Raw genomic sequence first — 16,051 nt, 5'->3', positions numbered from 1 at the left:
CTAGCGCTGGCTTTCCGGGAGCCGGACGATCAGGCCGTCCAGCTCGTCGTTGACCTTGATCTGGCACGACAGGCGGCTGTTGGCTTCGCGGTTCTCGGCGAAGTCCAGCATCGAGCCCTCCATCGGGTTCGGCCGGCCGAGCTTTTCCAGCCAGGCTTCGTCGACATAGACGTGGCAGGTCGCGCAGGCGCAGGCGCCGCCGCAATCGGCGTCGATGCCTTCGATGTCGTTCTTGATCGCGCCTTCCATCACGGAGAGGCCGTTCTTGACGTCGACGGTTTGCTCAGTCCCGTCGAATTGGACGTAGGTGATGTTAGCCATTGTTCCCCTCGGCGCCGTTCAGGCGGCGACTTCTTTCATCGAAACGGACAAATCCGCAAGCTTGGCCGGATCGACCGGCTTGCGGCTCAGGATCAGGTTGCGGCCCATCAGGAATTCGGCCGGCGCGTTGATCGCCTCCACCGCCTGGATGAGGTCGCCCTTCAGGTGAAAGACCGCGAAGGCGCCCGACGAGGGCTCGCCGCGCACCAGCACGCTGTCGACCTCGAACGGTACGCCTGCGATCTGCAATTTCAGATCGTACTGATCCGACCAGTTCCACGGCGCTTCGCCCGGCGGGCGGGGCCGCCCAACGATAGCGCAAGCCGCCTGTTTGGCTTGCTCCAGCGCGCTCGGCACGCTTTCCGGTCGGAACATGCGATCGTAAAGCGGCATCGGCCGATGGGTCACGTCGCCGATTGAGAAGACCGAAGGGTCGGAGGTGCGCGCGTCCAGATCGACGACGATCCCGCGTTCGCATTCGATGCCCGACTCCCGAGCCAATTCGTCGTTCGGCGCCGCACCGATGCCCACCAGCGCGATGTCGCAGGGGATCACGCGCCCGTCGGTCAGCTTCACGCCAGTGACCTTGCCATCCTCGCCTTCGAAGGCCGCGGCGCTGGCCGCCAGTTCGAAGGTGACGCCACGGGCTTCATGGTAGGCTTTCAGGAAGTCCGACAACACGTGATAGGCCGAGCGAGCCAGGAGGCGCGGCTCGCGTTCCACCACGACGGCTTCGGCGCCGAGCGCACGCGCCGAGGCCGCCGCTTCCAGGCCGATGTAGCCGCCGCCGATAATCGCCATCCGCTTGCCGGGTTTCAGGGCGTTCTTCAGTTCTTCGGCGTCAGCTGCCGTGCGCAGCGACAACACGCCCTTCAGGTCCGCGCCCGGCACCGGCAGGGCCATGGCGCGCGCGCCCGTGGCGATGACCAGGATGTCATAGGAGACGACTTCGCCATTATCGAGCGTCACAGTCTTCGCGCCGCGATTCAGCGAAACCGCCTTGGTCGAAGGCATGAAGGTGATGTTGTTGTCGCCGTAGTAATGGACTGGGCGCAGGGCCAGCGACTCAGCGTCGGCCTCACCCTTCAGCCAGGCCTTCGAGAGCGGCGGGCGTTGATAGGGGGCGATCGGCTCATCGCCGATCATCACGATGTCGCCTTCGTGCTTATATTGGCGAAGCAGGGCCGCCAGCGTGCCGCCAGCGTGGCCGGCGCCCAGGATCACCACCTTAGACGAAACGCTCATCTGCTTCTCTACCATCCAAATAGCCGCAGCCTGTCGCCGGCGCGTTCCGGCGTCGTCTTATTTTAAGACGGCGCCGCTGGCCAGACCCTGGCCGCTAGAGCCGGCCAGACCTTGGCCGTGACACCATCAGACGACGCGTTCGACCATCATGTTCTTGACCGCGGCGATCGCCTTGGCCGGGTTCAGACCCTTGGGGCAAACCTGGGCGCAGTTCATGATGGTGTGGCAACGATAGAGCTTGAACGGATCTTCCAGGGCGTCGAGACGCTCGCCGGTGGCCTCGTCGCGACTGTCGATCAGCCAGCGGTAGGCGTGCAGCAGCGCGGCCGGGCCCAGGTACTTTTCGCCGTTCCACCAGTAGCTGGGGCACGAGGTCGAGCAGCAGGCGCAGAGGATGCACTCATAGAGGCCGTCGAGCTTCTCGCGGTCTTCCGGCGACTGGCGCCATTCCTTCTGCGGTTCGGGCGTCGTGGTGTGCAGCCAGGGCTCGACGGAAGCGTACTGCGCGTAGAACAGCGTCAGGTCCGGCACCAGGTCCTTTACGACCGGCATGTGCGGCAGGGGGCTGATCGCGCAATCCTTGCCCGGAACCTCTTCCCAGCCGTGCGTGCAGGCGAGCGTGTTGCGGCCGCCGATGTTCATGGCGCAGGAGCCGCAGACCCCTTCGCGACAAGACCGGCGGAAGGCCAGGGTCGGGTCCATCGTGTTCTTGATGTGGATCAGCACATCCAGGACCATCGGGCCGCAGGCGTCGACGTCAACGTCATAGGTGTCCCAGCGCGGGTTCTCCGCGCCTTCCGGGTCATAGCGATAGACGCGGAACGACTTGGTCTTGCCCGCGCCGGCGGGCGCGGCGTGGTGCTTGCCGCGCTGCACGCGGGAGTTCTTCGGAAGGGCGAATTCGACCATCGGATGCTGTCCTAAAGAACCTAGAGCGTGACAGCTTCAAGTGGAAGCCGGTTGAAGCGCCCGTCACGCTCTAAACATATGAATATAGACCCTTTTTATCCGGATCAGGGGCCTGATCCGGAAAGGGTCTAGTAGACCCGCGCCTTGGGCGGGATCGGCGCGATGTCATTGGTCAGGGTGTAGTCGTGCACCGGGCGGTAATCGATCTTCACCTTGCCGGTGGCGTCGTCGAACCAGGTGAGCGAGTGCTTCATCCAGGTCTTGTCGTCGCGGTCGGCGAAGTCCTCGCGGGCGTGGGCCCCGCGGCTTTCCTCGCGGTTGGCGGCGCCGGCGACCGTGACCACCGCCTGGCCGACGAGGTTTTCGAACTCCAGCGTCTCCATCAGGTCGGTGTTCCAGATCATGCCGCGGTCGGAGACCTTTAGGTCGCCGCGCTTGGCGTGGACCGCCTCCAGGCGACGAACGCCGCTCTGCAGGCTGGGGCCTTCGCGGAACACCGCAGCGTCTTCCTGCATGGCGATCTGCATCTCGAGACGCAGCGCCGCTGTCGTCGTGCCGCCATCGGCGTTGCGCAGGCGGTCGAACCGGCCGAGGTGGCCGTCGGTCATCACCGGCTTCAGCTCGGGCTGGGTCGCGCCGGCCTTGATCGTCTCGGCGCAACGCAGCGCAGCGGAGCGGCCAAACACGACCAGATCGATCAGGCTGTTGGAGCCCAGGCGGTTGGCGCCATGGACCGACACGCACGCCGCCTCGCCCACGGCCATGAGGCCGGGGATGACGCTGTTGGTGTCGCCGTCGCGGTTGGTGACGACTTCCGAGTAGAAGTTCGTCGGGATGCCGCCCATGTTGTAGTGTACGGTCGGCACGATCGGGATCGGCTCCTTGGTCACGTCGACGCCGGCGAAGACCTTGGCGCTTTCCGAAATGCCCGGCAGGCGCTGGTGCAGGATCTTCGGATCCAGGTGGTCGAGGTGCAGGTGGATGTGGTCCTTCTTCGGACCCACCCCGCGCCCTTCTCGGATCTCGATGGTCATGGCGCGGCTGACCATGTCGCGCGGCGCCAGGTCCTTCACGGTCGGCGCATAGCGCTCCATGAAGCGTTCGCCTTCCGAATTGGTCAGATAACCGCCTTCGCCGCGGGCGCCCTCGGTGATCAGGCAGCCGGCGCCATAGATGCCGGTCGGATGGAACTGCACGAACTCCATGTCCTGCAGGGGCAGGCCGGCGCGCAGGGCCATGCCGCCGCCGTCGCCGGTGCAGGTGTGGGCGCTGGTGCAGGAGAAATAGGCGCGGCCGTATCCGCCGGTCGCCAGGATCACCTGCTGGGCCTGGAAACGGTGCAGGGTGCCATCGTCCAGCTTCCAGGCGGTGACGCCTCGGCAGACGCCGTCGTCCATGATCAGGTCGAGGGCGAAATACTCGATGAAGAACTCGGTGTCGTTCGCCAGGCTCTGCCCGTACATGGTGTGCAGCATGGCGTGGCCGGTGCGGTCGGCCGCGGCGCAGGTGCGCTGGATCGGCGCTTCGCCATAGTTGCGGGTCATGCCGCCGAAGGCGCGCTGATAGATTTTGCCTTCCTCGGTGCGCGAGAAGGGCACGCCCCAGTGCTCCAGCTCATAGACTGCGGCCGGCGCGTTGCGGCAGAGGTATTCGATGGCGTCCTGGTCGCCCAGCCAGTCCGACCCCTTGACGGTGTCGTACATGTGCCAGCGCCAGTCATCCTCGCCCATATTGCCCAGGCTGGCCGAGATGCCGCCTTGGGCCGCGACTGTGTGCGACCGGGTCGGGAAGACCTTGGTGATGCAGGCGGTCTTCAGGCCCGCCTGCGAGCAGCCGAGCGCCGCGCGCAGGCCGGAGCCGCCGGCGCCGACGACGACGACGTCGAACTTGTGGTCGATAAACTCATAGGCGGCCATCAGAAGGCTCCGGTGAGGGCGGCCTTGAGGATCGCGAAGACGCCCAAGGCGCCGGCGAGGACGCAGATCGAGAAGTTGAGAACCAGGAGCGTGGCCTTCGGCAGGAAGCTCTGGATGTAGTCTTCGATGACCACCTGCATGGCGTGCTTCACATGCACGAGGCCGACGACCAGCAGAAGGCTGAGGAGCACCGCGTTCAGCGGCCGCGACAGCCAGTAGGCCGCTGCGTCAGGGCCGGCGCCGGCCAGGCTGACCGCCGACCAGACGCCCCAGAGCGCCAGGACGGTGAAGATCAGGCCGGAAATACGCTCGACGATGAAGTGGCTGACGCCGTGATGCGCCGCCCCCAGGCCCAGCGCGCGGGAGCGCGCGGTGCGCAGGCTATGCGAAGAGACGCCGCTCATTGGAAGGCTCCCGCGATGATCAGGCCGGCCCAGAGCACGACCGCCGCGACCAAGGCGAAGGCGATGCACGCCCAGCTTGTCGCGTCGGCGATCTTGAGCTCGAAGCCCTTGCCCATGTCCCAGAAGGCCTGGCGGATGTTGTAGGCGAGGTTGAAGAACAGCATCACCGAGACGCCGAACAGGATCAACAAGCCTAGCGGCGAACCGACGACGCCAATGTAGGTGAGGTAGGCCTGCGGGCCCGCCGCCAGCGACAGGGTCCAGGCCGACAGCAGCAGAAGGCCAAAGTAGATGGCGAAGATGCTGGCTCGGTGCAGGATCGAGCAGGCCATGGTGATGTGCCAGCGCCAGATCTGAAGATGTGGCGAAAGCGGGCGCGCGCGAACGACCCTGGCTGCTTCTGGCATTTCGACGACGCCCCTCAAACCCGACCTAAAGCGGTCCGCTTTTAAGCCGGAGGTCTCGACTGTCAACGCAAGGGGCGGGATTGGGCGCGCAAAGGTGGAATCTGTTGATTCTACCTGCGAACAGCTCGCATCTAATGGGATTCAGGTCTCCTGCAGCCAGTCTTCTGAGCGCATTTCCTGCAATCGCGAGGCCGTTCGCTCGAACTCGAAGGCGCCCTCGCCCGCCGGATAGAGCCTGGTCGGCTCCGCGGCGGCCAGGACGATCAACCGGGTGTGGGCCTCATAAAGGGCGTCGACCAGGATAACGAACCGCCGGGCTTCCTCGCGCCGATCCGGAGTCAGGGCCGGCACATCCTCCAGGAACACGGTGTGGAACTGATCGGCCAGGGCCAGGTAGTCGTTGGCGCCCAGCGCCTTGCCGCAAAGACTGACGAAGCTGGCCTTGACCAGGCCGCCGGCGGCGTGCGGCAAGAGGATCTTGCGGCCCAGAACCTCCACGGTCGCGCCAATCTCTTCGGCCGGCCCCAGCATGTCGCGCCACAGGGCTTCGAAGCTGCGGCGGTTGTCCGGGTCGATCGGCGAGAACCACGATCCTGCGGCGCGCAGGCGATCCAGCCGATAGTCGTGCGGGCCGGCGACGCTCACCACCGTCATCCGGTCCTTCAGCAGGCCGATGAAGGGCAGGAAAAGCTGGCGGTTTATGCCGGCCTTGTAGAGCTCATCGGGGACGCGGTTGGAGGTCGCGACCACCGTCACCCCGCGGGCGAACAGGGCCTCGAACAGCCGGCCGAGAATCATGGCGTCGGCGATGTCGGTCACCTGAAATTCATCGAAGCAGAGAAGCCCGGCTTGATCGGCGACCAGGTCGGCGACCGGCGGGATGGGATCGTCGCCCTTGCGCCGGCGCTTGCCGAACCTGGCCTTGCGCGCCGCCGGGTCGCCGCGTCGCCAGGCGTCGATCAACCGGTGGATCTCGCCCATGAAGACGTGGAAGTGGGTGCGCCGCTTCTTCTCGACGGGGGCGGTGTCGAAGAACAGGTCCATCAGCATGGACTTGCCGCGGCCCACCGGCCCCACGAGGTAGACGCCCCGCTGGGCGACCGGCTTGCGAAACAGGCCCGCGAGACCGCCGCCGTCTCCCGCCTGGACAAGATCGGCCTCGAGCCGCGCCAGTTCTTGCAGAGCGGCGGCCTGGGCGGCGTCAGGACGCATTTCGCCTGAAGCCAGGCGCGCGTCATAGGCGGTCAACAAGGCGGACGGCATTTGCCCAGGCCCTAAACCTTGCCGGCCAGGGCATCAATGGCGCGACGCCTAAAGCCCAAGCTCCTTGCGCACGAACCGATAGGTCTCGCGCCTTTCACAGGCGCAGGCGCGCATCTCGCCCTTGGCGTTCCACCAGACCAGCGTCGGATAGGCGAACTTCACGCCATTGTCCTTGAGCAGCGGCGTCAGCTTATCGACCATGTCGCGGCCGGCCTCGACCACCGCCGTGCGCGCCGCATCGCCGTCGGCCGGCGCGATGCCGGGCGCGGTCCAGGCGTCGACGGGCACGGATTCCCAACGTTCCATCAGGGGCCAGGACCGGGTGAGCCACACCTCGGCCACCGTCGCCCTTTCGGCGGGCGTGGACCGCGGCAGCCCATTGCGGTCGCGGCGCGCCACCTCAATCACCCGGGTGTCCACGCCCTTGGCGTGGAGGTCGGGAAACTGCTCGGCCTTGAACCGCAGGCAATCGGGACAGCTACGGAAAGATACCATGTAGATCTTGCCGTTCTTGAGACCCGGCGAGGCCCAGCCGGCGCTCTCCAGGATCTTGACGATCTCGGCCTGGTGCTTGGTGATCGTCTTTGGCCGCCAGCGCAGATCGTAGTTCCAGAAGGCCCAGAGCCCCGCGACCAGGACGACGGCGATCAAGGCGGCGATGGCGATGGCGCGGGTCTTCATGGCGATATCCTCTTCCAGGCCTGAACGCGCTGGAGCGAAGGCGGTTGAAGCGGTCATCCCGCCTGACGCATGTTGCCGCCATGACTCGCGCGCCGCCAAGCCCTGCTGATACGCGCTCAAACGAAACGCACCTCGTCGACCTGCCCGACGAGGCGGCGACCATGGCGCTGGGCCAGGCGCTGGCCCAGGCCGTCGCCCCGGGGCTGGCGGTCTGCCTGAGCGGCCCCCTGGGCGCCGGCAAATCCACCCTGGCCCGCGCCCTCATCCGCGCCCTGACGACGCCCGATGAAGAGGTCCCCAGTCCAACCTTCACCCTGGCGCAGTTTTATGAGCCCGAGAGCTTCGCCCTGGCGCACTTCGATCTCTACCGCCTGGCGTCGCCGGACGAGGCCTATGAAATCGGCCTTGAGGAGGCCCTGGCCGAGGGTTGCGTCCTCATCGAATGGCCAGAACGGCTGGAGGGCGACCTGCCGCTCGACCGACTCGATATAGAGATCAACGCCACCCCCGACGGCGCGGCCCGCACCGCCCGCCTCACCGCTCACGGCGCATTCCGCGGGCTGCTGGAGAGGATCGCCCTTTGAACGCGCGCGACGACATCAAGGCCGACTTCCTGAGCGTCCACGGCTTCGGCGAGGCGGACCGCACGCCGCTCGCCGGCGACGCCTCGACGCGGGCCTATGAGAGGCTGCGCCTGGCCGATGGCTCCACCCGCATTTTCATGGATCAACCCCCCGCCGCCGAGAGCGCGCCCTGCCCGCCGGACGCGACGCCAGAGCAACGCCGCGCCGCCGGCTACAACGCGCTCGCCCGTCTGGCCGCCGGCCGCGTTGACGCCTTCGTCGCCGTGGCGGGCTGGTTGCGCAGCCAGGGGCTGTCGGCGCCTGAGGTGGAAGCGCATGACGCTGAGCAGGGGCTCGCCGTCCTCGAAGACCTGGGCGACGGCCTGTTCGCCCACGAAATCCCCGCCGGCGCCGATGAAGCCGCGCTCTATCGATCCGCCACCGAGGCCCTGGTCGTCATGCACGCCACGACCCCGCCGGCGGTGCTCGAGGCCCAGGGGGCAAGCTGGCCGCTGCTCGCCTTCGACCAGACAGCCCTGGCGACCGCCGACGGCCTGTTTCCCGAATGGCTGCCCAAGCTGAAGCCGCAGCTCGCTTTTGGCGAAGGCGCGCTCGCGGAATGGGAAGCGATCTGGGCGCCGATCCGCGCTCGCGGTGAAGCCGGCGCCGCCGTGTTCTGCCATCGCGACTATCACGCCGAGAACCTCATCTGGCTGCCGGAGCGCGCCGGCGCCGCCCGCGCCGGCCTGATCGACTTCCAGGACGCGGTGCGCGCCCATCCGGCCTGGGACCTCTCCATGCTGCTGCATGACGCCCGCCGCGACGTCGCCGCCGATCTCGAAGCCCAGGTGCTTGCCGACTATTTCGAGCTCAATCCGGCCGCCGACCGCGCCGAGCTGACCCGCGAGTTCCACGCCCTGGGCGCGCTCAACATCGTGCGAATCCTGGGCGTCTTCGCCCGCCTGACCGCCCGCGACGGCAAGCCGCGCTATGCGACATTGATGCCGCGGATGTGGGGTTATCTCGACCGCTGCTTGGCCGATCCGGCATTGGCCCATCTCAAGGCGTGGCTGGATCGCCACGTCCCCCGCGAGGCGCGCCGATGAGCGTCGCCGCCGCGGCCCCCCGCACGGCTATGGTGCTGGCCGCCGGCGTCGGCAGCCGCATGCGGCCGCTGACCGATGACCGCCCCAAGGCGCTGGTCCAGGTGGCCGGCCGCGCCCTGATCGATCGGGTTCTGGACGAACTGGTCGCCGCGGGCGTCAGCCGCGCCGTGGTCAACGTGCACCACTTCGCCGACCAGATGGAGGCCCATCTTGCGGGCCGCCGCGACCTGGAGATCGTCATTTCGGACGAGCGCGCGGGCCTTCTGGATTCCGGGGGCGGCTTGGCCGAGGCCCGGCCCCTCCTTGGCGAGGATCCAATTTTCGTCGCCAATATCGATTCCATCTGGCTGGCGGCGGGCGAGGCGCCGCTGCAGACCCTGGTCCGCGCCTGGCGTCCTGAGGCGATGGACCTCCTCATGCTGCTTGTAGAGCGCGGCCAGGGGATCGGCTTCGACGGACCGGCGGGCTTCTTTAAGGACGACGCCAACCGGCTGACTCATTCGACCGGCGCCGACGCGATCACGCCCTTCGCCAACACCGGCTTCGGCATTCTCAAGCCGCAGATCCTCGACGGCGCGCCCGCGGGCGCCTTCGCCATCCAGCCCATCTGGCGGCGCCTGCAGGCTGAAGGCCGCCTGCACGGCGTGGTGATGGACGCCTTCTGGATGCATGTGGGCGACCCCGCCGCCCGCGACGCCGCCGAGGCCAAGCTCCTGGAAGCGAGCCGGCCTTGAGCCTCTTCTCCGGCCCGTGCTGGTTCAATATCCCCGCCCACCGGCCCTTCGTCGACGATCTCGCCCGTGGCCTGCATGAAGCCCTGAGCCCGTTAGGCCCCGACGCTCTGTCGCAGGCTGTGGTGCTGGTGCCGACCCGCCGGGCGGTTCGCGCCCTGACCGAGGCTTTCCTGGCCGCCGGCGAGGGGCGCGCCGTCCTGCCGCCGCAGATGCGGCCGCTGGGCGACCTTGAGCAGGGCGAGCCGCCCTTCGAACCGGGCGACCTGGCGCTCGACCTGGCGCCCGCCATCGAGCCCCTCAAGCGGCGCTTCGAGCTCATGAGTCTGGTCCAGACGCTCGACGCCTATGTGCCGGGCGGCGTCGCGACCCCGGCTGCGGCGCTGGAGCTGGGCGACGCCCTGGGCGCGCTCCTCGATGGCCTGGCGATTGAGGAAGTCGAGATCATCGACCAGCTGGCCGGGCTGGTGGATGGCGAGCTTGCGGAGCATTGGCAGGTCAGCCGCCGGTTTCTGGAGGAAGCCCTCCGCCTATGGCCCGCCCGCCTCGACGCCCTCGGCGTCTCCGACGTCAGCGCGCGGCGCGTGACCCTGTTGCGCAAGCTCGCCGAGCAATGGACCGACGCTCCGCCTCAGGGCGTGCTGGTGGCCGCCGGCTCGACCGGCACGGCGCCGGCGACGCGGGCCCTGCTGCGCGCCGTGGCGGCCGCCCCCCAGGGATGCGTCGTCCTGCCGGGCCTCGACAGCCATCTTGCCGAGAAGGCCTGGGCCAAGGTCGACGCCCAGCATCCGCAAGGTGCGCTGAAGGTCCTTTTGGAAGAGGGGGGGATCGCCAAGGGCGACGTCGCCATCTGGCCTGCGTCCCGCGCCGCCGACATGGCGGGCCACTGGCGCCGGCGGATCATCAACGAGGCCCTGCGCCCCGCCGAGGAGACGGCCGACTGGCTGCGGGTGATCGACGACCTCAAGAGCCAGGGCGGTGAGGCCGTCGTCGCCGAGGGCCTGGCCCACCTGTCCCTGGTCAGCGCCCGCGACGAGGCCGAGACAGCGACGGTCGCCGCCCTTCTGCTCCGCGAAGCCCTTGAAAGGCCCGACCGCACCGCCGCCCTGGTGACCCCCGACCAGGGCCTCGCCCGCCGGGTCAGCGCCATTCTCGCCCGCTGGGGCGTGATCCCGGATTCCTCCGCCGGGGTCGCCCTGGCCGGTGAAGCCTGCGGCGTTCTGGCGGGCCTGGTCGCCAAGGCCGCCGCCGACCCCCTGTCCCCCGTCAATCTGATGGCCCTCTTGAAGCATCCGTTCAGCCGCCTGGGCGATCCGTCGACGCTGGAGCCGGCGGCCCTTCGCGGCGCCCGCCCGGTTGACTGGACGGCGCTGAGTGCGCGGCTACAGCCTGCCGATGACGCCAAACCCGAACGTATCGCCGAGTTGCACAGCGCCTCGGCCCTGGCCGAACGCCTCGAAGCCGTCCTGGCTCCGCTCTTGGCCGAGGCCCTGTCCCCCGCCGCTTGGGCGCGCCGCCTCGCCGAAGTCATGGAAAGCGTGGCCGCCGATGACGTCGGCGACACCGGCGCCCTGTGGGCCGGACCTGCCGGCGACGCCGTCTCGCGCCTGCTGGCGGGCCTGATCCGCGACGCCGCCGCCTTCCCGCCGGTCAGCGCCCGGCAATTCGCCGACCTCTTCCAACGCCTGATCGACGGTGAGACGGTCCGCGCCGGCGCCGGCGCCCACCCGCGCATCCGTATCCTCGGGGCCATCGAGGCCCGGCTGGTTCGTGCTGACCGCCTGATCCTCGCCGGGCTCGAGGAAGGCGTCTGGCCGGCCGGCGCGGCGCTCGATCCCTTCCTGTCGCGGCCGATGCGCAAAGCGCTCGGCCTGCCCTCGCCTGAGCGCCGCATCGGCCTGGCCGCCCACGACTTCGCCCAGGCCGCCTGCGCGCCGGAGGTCGTCCTGCTGCATAGCGAGCGGCGCGAGGGCTCGCCCAGCGTCAAGTCGCGCTGGCTTTGGCGGCTGGAGACCCTGGCGCGCGGCGCAGACGTCGCCTTGCCGGGCCGTCCGGACGCCACCGCCTGGGCGCGTAGCCTGGACGCCGCCGGGCCCTATCAACCCTGGCCCCGACCGGTCCCAACGCCGCCCGTCGCGGACCGCCCTCGCAGCCTTTTCGTCACCCGCGTCGAAGCCCTGACCCGCGACCCCTACGCCGTCTGGGCGCGCGACATCCTCAAGCTTCGAGTCTGGCGCCGGCCCGACGAGGCGGTCGATGTCCGCGTCCGTGGCACGGCGATCCACGAGGCCTTCGAAGGCTTCCTCATCGCCCACCCCACCAACCTGCCGCCTGACGCCGAGGCGGTCTTCGCCGGTCTCTATCTGACGGCGCTGGCCCGCGAAGGCATGCCGCCGGAAGGCCTGGCGCGAGAGGCGGCGCTCGCCGCCCAGGCCGCGCGCTGGGTGGTCGCCATGGAGGAGGACCGCCGCGCGGACGGCCGCGTCATCCATGTGGAGCAGTCCGGGGCCATCACTTTCGCCACCCGTGGCGGCCCCTTCACCCTCAGCGCCAAGGCCGACCGCATCGAGGCGACGCCGGACGGGCTCGGCCATGTGCTCGACTACAAGACCGGCAAGGCCCCCTCGAAGGAGATGGTGCAGACCGGCTTCTCGCCTCAGCTGACCCTGACTGCGGCCATCCTCGCCCGCGGCGGCTTCCCAAAGATCGGACCCTTGCAGCCCGCGGAGCTGACCTATCTGGAAATCAGCGGCCGCGATCCGCCAGGCCGCATCGAAATCCGCGCCACGCCCGACGGCGATGGCGAGAAGATGCTGATCACCGCGGACGCCGCCGAGTCGGCGCTCGCCGGCCTGATCGCCCTGATCGAGCGCTACGAGGATCCGAAGACCGGCTACGCCTCGCGCACCGCGCCGCAGTTCGTCCACCTCTACCAGTCGGAATACGATCACCTGGCCAGGGTCTTCGAATGGTCGACCAGCGGCGAGACGGAGGACGAATGAGCGTCGACCTGTTCCCGCCCGCCGCCGCTAATGCGGACCTCGAGGCCAATCCGCAACGTCGCGCGGCCGACCCCCAGCTGTCGGCCTTCGTCACCGCCAACGCCGGCTCCGGCAAGACCAAGACCCTGATCGACCGGGTCGCCCGCCTGCTGCTCGCCGGCGCCGAACCCGAGGCGATCCTCTGCGTCACCTACACCAAGGCCGCGGCCTCGGAGATGCAGCGCCGGCTGTACGGCGTCCTGGGCGGATGGTCGGTGGCGAGCGACGCGTCCCTGGCCGAGCAGCTCGCCAGCCTCGACGACCGCGCCTACGCCCCGGCCGAACTGTCTCGGGCGCGCGGCCTCTTCGCCAAGGCGCTCGAGACCCCAGGGGGCCTGAAGATCCAGACCATCCACGCCTTCTGCGAAAAGCTCCTCCGGCGCTTTCCGCTGGAGGCGGAGGTGTCGCCCGGCTTTCGCGTCATGGACGACACCGACGCCTCGGCGATCGCCGCCGCAGCTCGCGGCCTCCTGGCCCGTCACGCCTTGATCCACGAAGACGCGACGGCCGCCGCCTACGCCCGCTTCGCCGTGAAGCTCGACTTCCAGCGCTTCGAGGCGATGTTCGCCGAGTTCGAGGCCCGCCGCGGCGACCTCGATCGCTTCTTCGAGCGCGAAGGCGGCCTTGTCGGCGCGATCGACTGGGTCCAGCGCACCGTCGGCCTCAGCCCTGGAGAAACCGCCGAAATGGTCGCCTCCGCGACCATGGCCAGGCTCGACCGCGCCCAATGGCGGGCCTGCGCAGAGGTCCTCAACGCCGGGAGCGCGACCGATCAAAAGTACGCCGGCCGCATGCGCGCCGTCGCCATCGCGCCGGAGGACCGCTTTGACGAAGCCCTGGGGATCTTCTTCACGGCGGGTGGCCAGGGCACGCCGGCGACCTGGCTGAACACCGCCGCCGTGGTGAAACGCAATACGGCGGTGCAGACCTATCTCTTGCTGGAACAGGCGCGCCTCTACGAAGCCCGCGAGCAGATGCGGGCGGCGGTGATCGCCGAGGAGACCGCCGACGCCCTGCGGTTGGCGGCGGCCTATCTGGCGGCCTACCATGAGGAGAAGCGCGGCGCCGGCGGCCTGGATTTCGCCGACCTGATCAAGCGTACTTGCAAACTGCTGAGCAGTCGACCGGCCGCGGCCTGGGTGCTGTTCAAGCTGGACGGGGGCATCGACCACATCCTGGTCGATGAGGCGCAAGACACCGCCCCCGACCAGTGGCGGATCGTCAATGCGCTGACAGAGGAGTTCTTCGCAGGCGCCGGCGTGCGCGCCGACCGCCGCCTGGCGCGCAACCTGTTCGTCGTGGGCGACGTCAAGCAGTCGATCTATTCCTTCCAAGGCGCGCGCCCTGAGCTTCTGCGCCGCAACTTCGAGTTCCACCGCGACCGCGCGACCGGCGCAGGCCTGCGCTTCGAGCAGATCGATCTCCTGACCTCCTACCGTTCGACGCCGGAGGTTCTGACCTTCGTCGACGCGGTTTTCGCGCCGGCCGGTCTGTCGGCCTTCATCCAGCGCGAGCCGGTCCGGCACCTGCCCCAGCGCCTGGAGCACCCCGGCTGCGTCGACGTGTGGGACCTGGAGGTCGAGGCGCCGAACCTCAAGCGCGACGCCTGGACCGCGCCCCTTGACGAGGCGCAGGAAGGCTCGGCCACGCGCCGGCTGGCGAAACGCATCGCCCGAGAGATCGCCGCCCTTATCCGTCGTGGTGACCGCGTGTTCGACAAGGACGACAAGGTCTGGCGACCCGCTCGTCCCGGCGACGTCCTGATCCTGGTGCGGCGTCGCAAGGCTCTGTTCGAAGAGATCCTCCGGGCCCTCAAGCATGAGGGCGTTCCCGTGGCCGGCGCCGACCGCCTGGCGCTCTCGGCCCATATCGTCTTCGACGACCTGATGGCCGCCGCACGCTTTGCGCTCGCGCCCCGAGACGAGCTCAACCTCGCCGCCCTGTTGAAGTCGCCGTTCTGCAATCTCGACGATGAAGCGCTTTACGCCCTGGCCCACGGGCGCGGCGCGGAGAACCTCTGGTCGCGCCTGGAGCGCCTGGCGGACAGCCGTGACGATTGGCGCGCAGCGCACGCCCTGCTGGCGGACCTCCTGGTCTGGGCCAGCGGCCCACCCTTCGAATTTTACGCCCGCCTGCTGCAAGCGAGCGGCGCCGACGGCCGCTCCATGCGCCAGCGTCTGCTGAACCGCCTGGGCTCTGAGGCCGAAGACGCCATCCAGGAGTTTCTGAACCAGACCTTGGCCGCGGAATCGCGCGGCGCGCGCGACCTGGAGAGCCTGGCCGCCGGCCTCTCAGGCCTCGACATCCTGGTGAAGCGCGAGATGGAGGGCGCGGGCGACGCGGTCCGGGTCATGACCGCCCACGGCGCCAAGGGTTTGGAGGCGCCCATCGTCTTCCTGCCTGAGACGACCATCGCCCGCGGCGCCCAGGGCTCGCGCCTTCTGCCCGTGGAGATTGACGACGACAACCTGGGCTTCCTGTGGAGCAATGCGGCGGCGTTCGATTGCGAAGCGACCAAAGCCGCCCGGGAGGCGCGGGCCGCGCGCGAAGAGGCCGAGACCTTCCGCCTGCTCTACGTCGCCCTGACCCGCGCCCGCGATCGGCTGGTGCTCTGCGGGCGGATCAACGCCAAGGCCAAGGCGGAGAACATTAAAGGTTGGTGGGGCGCCATCCGCGACGCGCTCAACCACGCCGGGATCGAGCCGCGCCTGCGCCAGGTCAGCGGCGAGGCCGGCGCCTTCGCCCGGTTCGGTGACGATCCTCTGCCCATGGCGGCGGCGCCGACCAGACCGGCGCGAACCGACCAGGCGCCCGCATGGACGCGCACCACCGCAGACGCCGAGAGCCGTGGCCGCTTCGCTTCGCCCTCGGTGTTGGACGAGAGCCTGACCGCACGCGCCGCCTCACCTCTGGCGACGGCTGGCGGCATCGGCCGCTTCCGGCGCGGCGACCTGATCCATCGACTCTTGCAGCTGCTCCCGGACCTGCCAGCAGACGCGCGCCCGGCCGCCGCGGCGCGCCTGCTGGCGGTTGAGGCTGATCTGACGGAGGACCAGCGCATGGAGATGGCGCAGGCCGCCCTAGCAGTCTTGTCCGATCCGCAGTTCGCCGAAGTGTTTGGGCCCGGCAGCCGCGCTGAGGTCGCCCTGGCCGGCGGCGCGGCGGCCTTGCCCGAGGGCCTGACCATCGCTGGCCGCGTCGATCGCCTTGTCGTCCTGCCTGACCGCGTCCTCGTCGCCGATTTCAAGACGAACCGGCCCTCGCCGCCGCGCATCGAGGCGGCCGACCCGACCTATCTGCGGCAGATGGCGATCTACGCCGCGGTCCTGGCGGAGATCTTTCCCGATCGACGGGTGGAAGCCGCCATCGTCTGGACCGATGGTCCGAAGCTGATGACGGTCCCAGAAAACTTGCTGGCCGAGACCCTGGCCGCGCTGCGCCGAGCCAGTTGATACGCGGGGCCG

13 protein-coding genes are annotated in these 16,051 nt (G+C 69.0%); 5 read left to right on the top strand and 8 right to left on the bottom strand.

The annotated features are described in order from the left end of the window. The 8 genes from BN1313_RS03395 to BN1313_RS03360 all read right to left on the bottom strand — a co-directional run bounded on the left by BN1313_RS03395 (position 1) and on the right by BN1313_RS03360 (position 7,203). Positions 1 to 321, bottom strand: a complete 321-nt coding sequence (locus tag BN1313_RS03395) for a 2Fe-2S iron-sulfur cluster-binding protein (RefSeq protein ID WP_091736609.1) — start codon at positions 319 to 321, stop codon at positions 1 to 3. 18 nt (positions 322 to 339) lie between these two features. Then, on the bottom strand, positions 340 to 1,566 hold the full coding sequence (locus BN1313_RS03390) for an NAD(P)/FAD-dependent oxidoreductase (protein ID WP_176695877.1): 1,227 nt from the start codon (positions 1,564 to 1,566) through the stop codon (positions 340 to 342). Positions 1,567 to 1,692: 126 nt separating this feature from the next. Then, the gene (locus BN1313_RS03385; RefSeq protein ID WP_091736604.1) at positions 1,693 to 2,475 is read right to left on the bottom strand and encodes a succinate dehydrogenase iron-sulfur subunit; all 783 of its coding nucleotides are present in this window, start codon (positions 2,473 to 2,475) and stop codon (positions 1,693 to 1,695) included. Between the two features lie 128 nt (positions 2,476 to 2,603). Next, on the bottom strand, positions 2,604 to 4,391 hold the full coding sequence (gene sdhA / locus BN1313_RS03380; protein ID WP_091736602.1) for a succinate dehydrogenase flavoprotein subunit: 1,788 nt from the start codon (positions 4,389 to 4,391) through the stop codon (positions 2,604 to 2,606). Next, entirely contained in the window at positions 4,391 to 4,795 is a 405-nt protein-coding gene (sdhD, locus tag BN1313_RS03375) for a succinate dehydrogenase, hydrophobic membrane anchor protein (RefSeq protein ID WP_091736599.1), read from the bottom strand. The genes sdhA and sdhD overlap by 1 nt, the downstream gene beginning before the upstream one ends. Continuing rightward, on the bottom strand, positions 4,792 to 5,202 hold the full coding sequence (sdhC, locus tag BN1313_RS03370; protein ID WP_091736596.1) for a succinate dehydrogenase, cytochrome b556 subunit: 411 nt from the start codon (positions 5,200 to 5,202) through the stop codon (positions 4,792 to 4,794). Before sdhC ends, sdhD begins: the two co-directional genes overlap by 4 nt. A 141-nt stretch (positions 5,203 to 5,343) precedes the next feature. Next, complete coding sequence (gene zapE / locus BN1313_RS03365) at positions 5,344 to 6,465, bottom strand: cell division protein ZapE (RefSeq protein WP_091736593.1); 1,122 nt, start codon at positions 6,463 to 6,465, stop codon at positions 5,344 to 5,346. A gap of 48 nt (positions 6,466 to 6,513) precedes the next feature. Next, positions 6,514 to 7,203, bottom strand: coding sequence for a hypothetical protein (locus BN1313_RS03360; protein ID WP_245620073.1), 690 nt, complete (start codon positions 7,201 to 7,203; stop codon positions 6,514 to 6,516). A 23-nt stretch (positions 7,204 to 7,226) separates the two neighbouring features. On the opposite strand from BN1313_RS03360, the gene tsaE reads away from it, so the two are divergent. From tsaE to addA, 5 genes are read left to right on the top strand one after another with little or no spacing between them, the layout of a single operon-like run. Continuing rightward, positions 7,227 to 7,730 (top strand): tRNA (adenosine(37)-N6)-threonylcarbamoyltransferase complex ATPase subunit type 1 TsaE, encoded by a 504-nt coding sequence (tsaE, locus tag BN1313_RS03355; protein WP_091736590.1) that lies wholly within the window; start codon positions 7,227 to 7,229, stop codon positions 7,728 to 7,730. Continuing rightward, positions 7,727 to 8,815, top strand: coding sequence for an N-acetylmuramate/N-acetylglucosamine kinase AmgK (gene amgK / locus BN1313_RS03350; RefSeq protein WP_091736587.1), 1,089 nt, complete (start codon positions 7,727 to 7,729; stop codon positions 8,813 to 8,815). Before tsaE ends, amgK begins: the two co-directional genes overlap by 4 nt. Beyond that, positions 8,812 to 9,549 carry a nucleotidyltransferase family protein gene (locus BN1313_RS03345; RefSeq protein WP_245620072.1) on the top strand — a complete coding sequence of 246 codons (738 nt, stop codon included), beginning with the start codon at positions 8,812 to 8,814 and terminating at the stop codon, positions 9,547 to 9,549. Before amgK ends, BN1313_RS03345 begins: the two co-directional genes overlap by 4 nt. Next, positions 9,546 to 12,548, top strand: coding sequence for a double-strand break repair protein AddB (gene addB, locus BN1313_RS03340; protein WP_091736584.1), 3,003 nt, complete (start codon positions 9,546 to 9,548; stop codon positions 12,546 to 12,548). Before BN1313_RS03345 ends, addB begins: the two co-directional genes overlap by 4 nt. Then, positions 12,545 to 16,039, top strand: coding sequence for a double-strand break repair helicase AddA (gene addA, locus BN1313_RS03335; protein WP_091736582.1), 3,495 nt, complete (start codon positions 12,545 to 12,547; stop codon positions 16,037 to 16,039). Before addB ends, addA begins: the two co-directional genes overlap by 4 nt. The last annotated feature ends 12 nt before the right edge of the window (positions 16,040 to 16,051 follow it).

Origin of the sequence: Phenylobacterium immobile (ATCC 35973) (assembly GCF_001375595.1) — a bacterium.
Lineage (GTDB): Bacteria > Pseudomonadota > Alphaproteobacteria > Caulobacterales > Caulobacteraceae > Phenylobacterium > Phenylobacterium immobile.
This window is presented reverse-complemented; position numbering and strand designations above follow the sequence as displayed.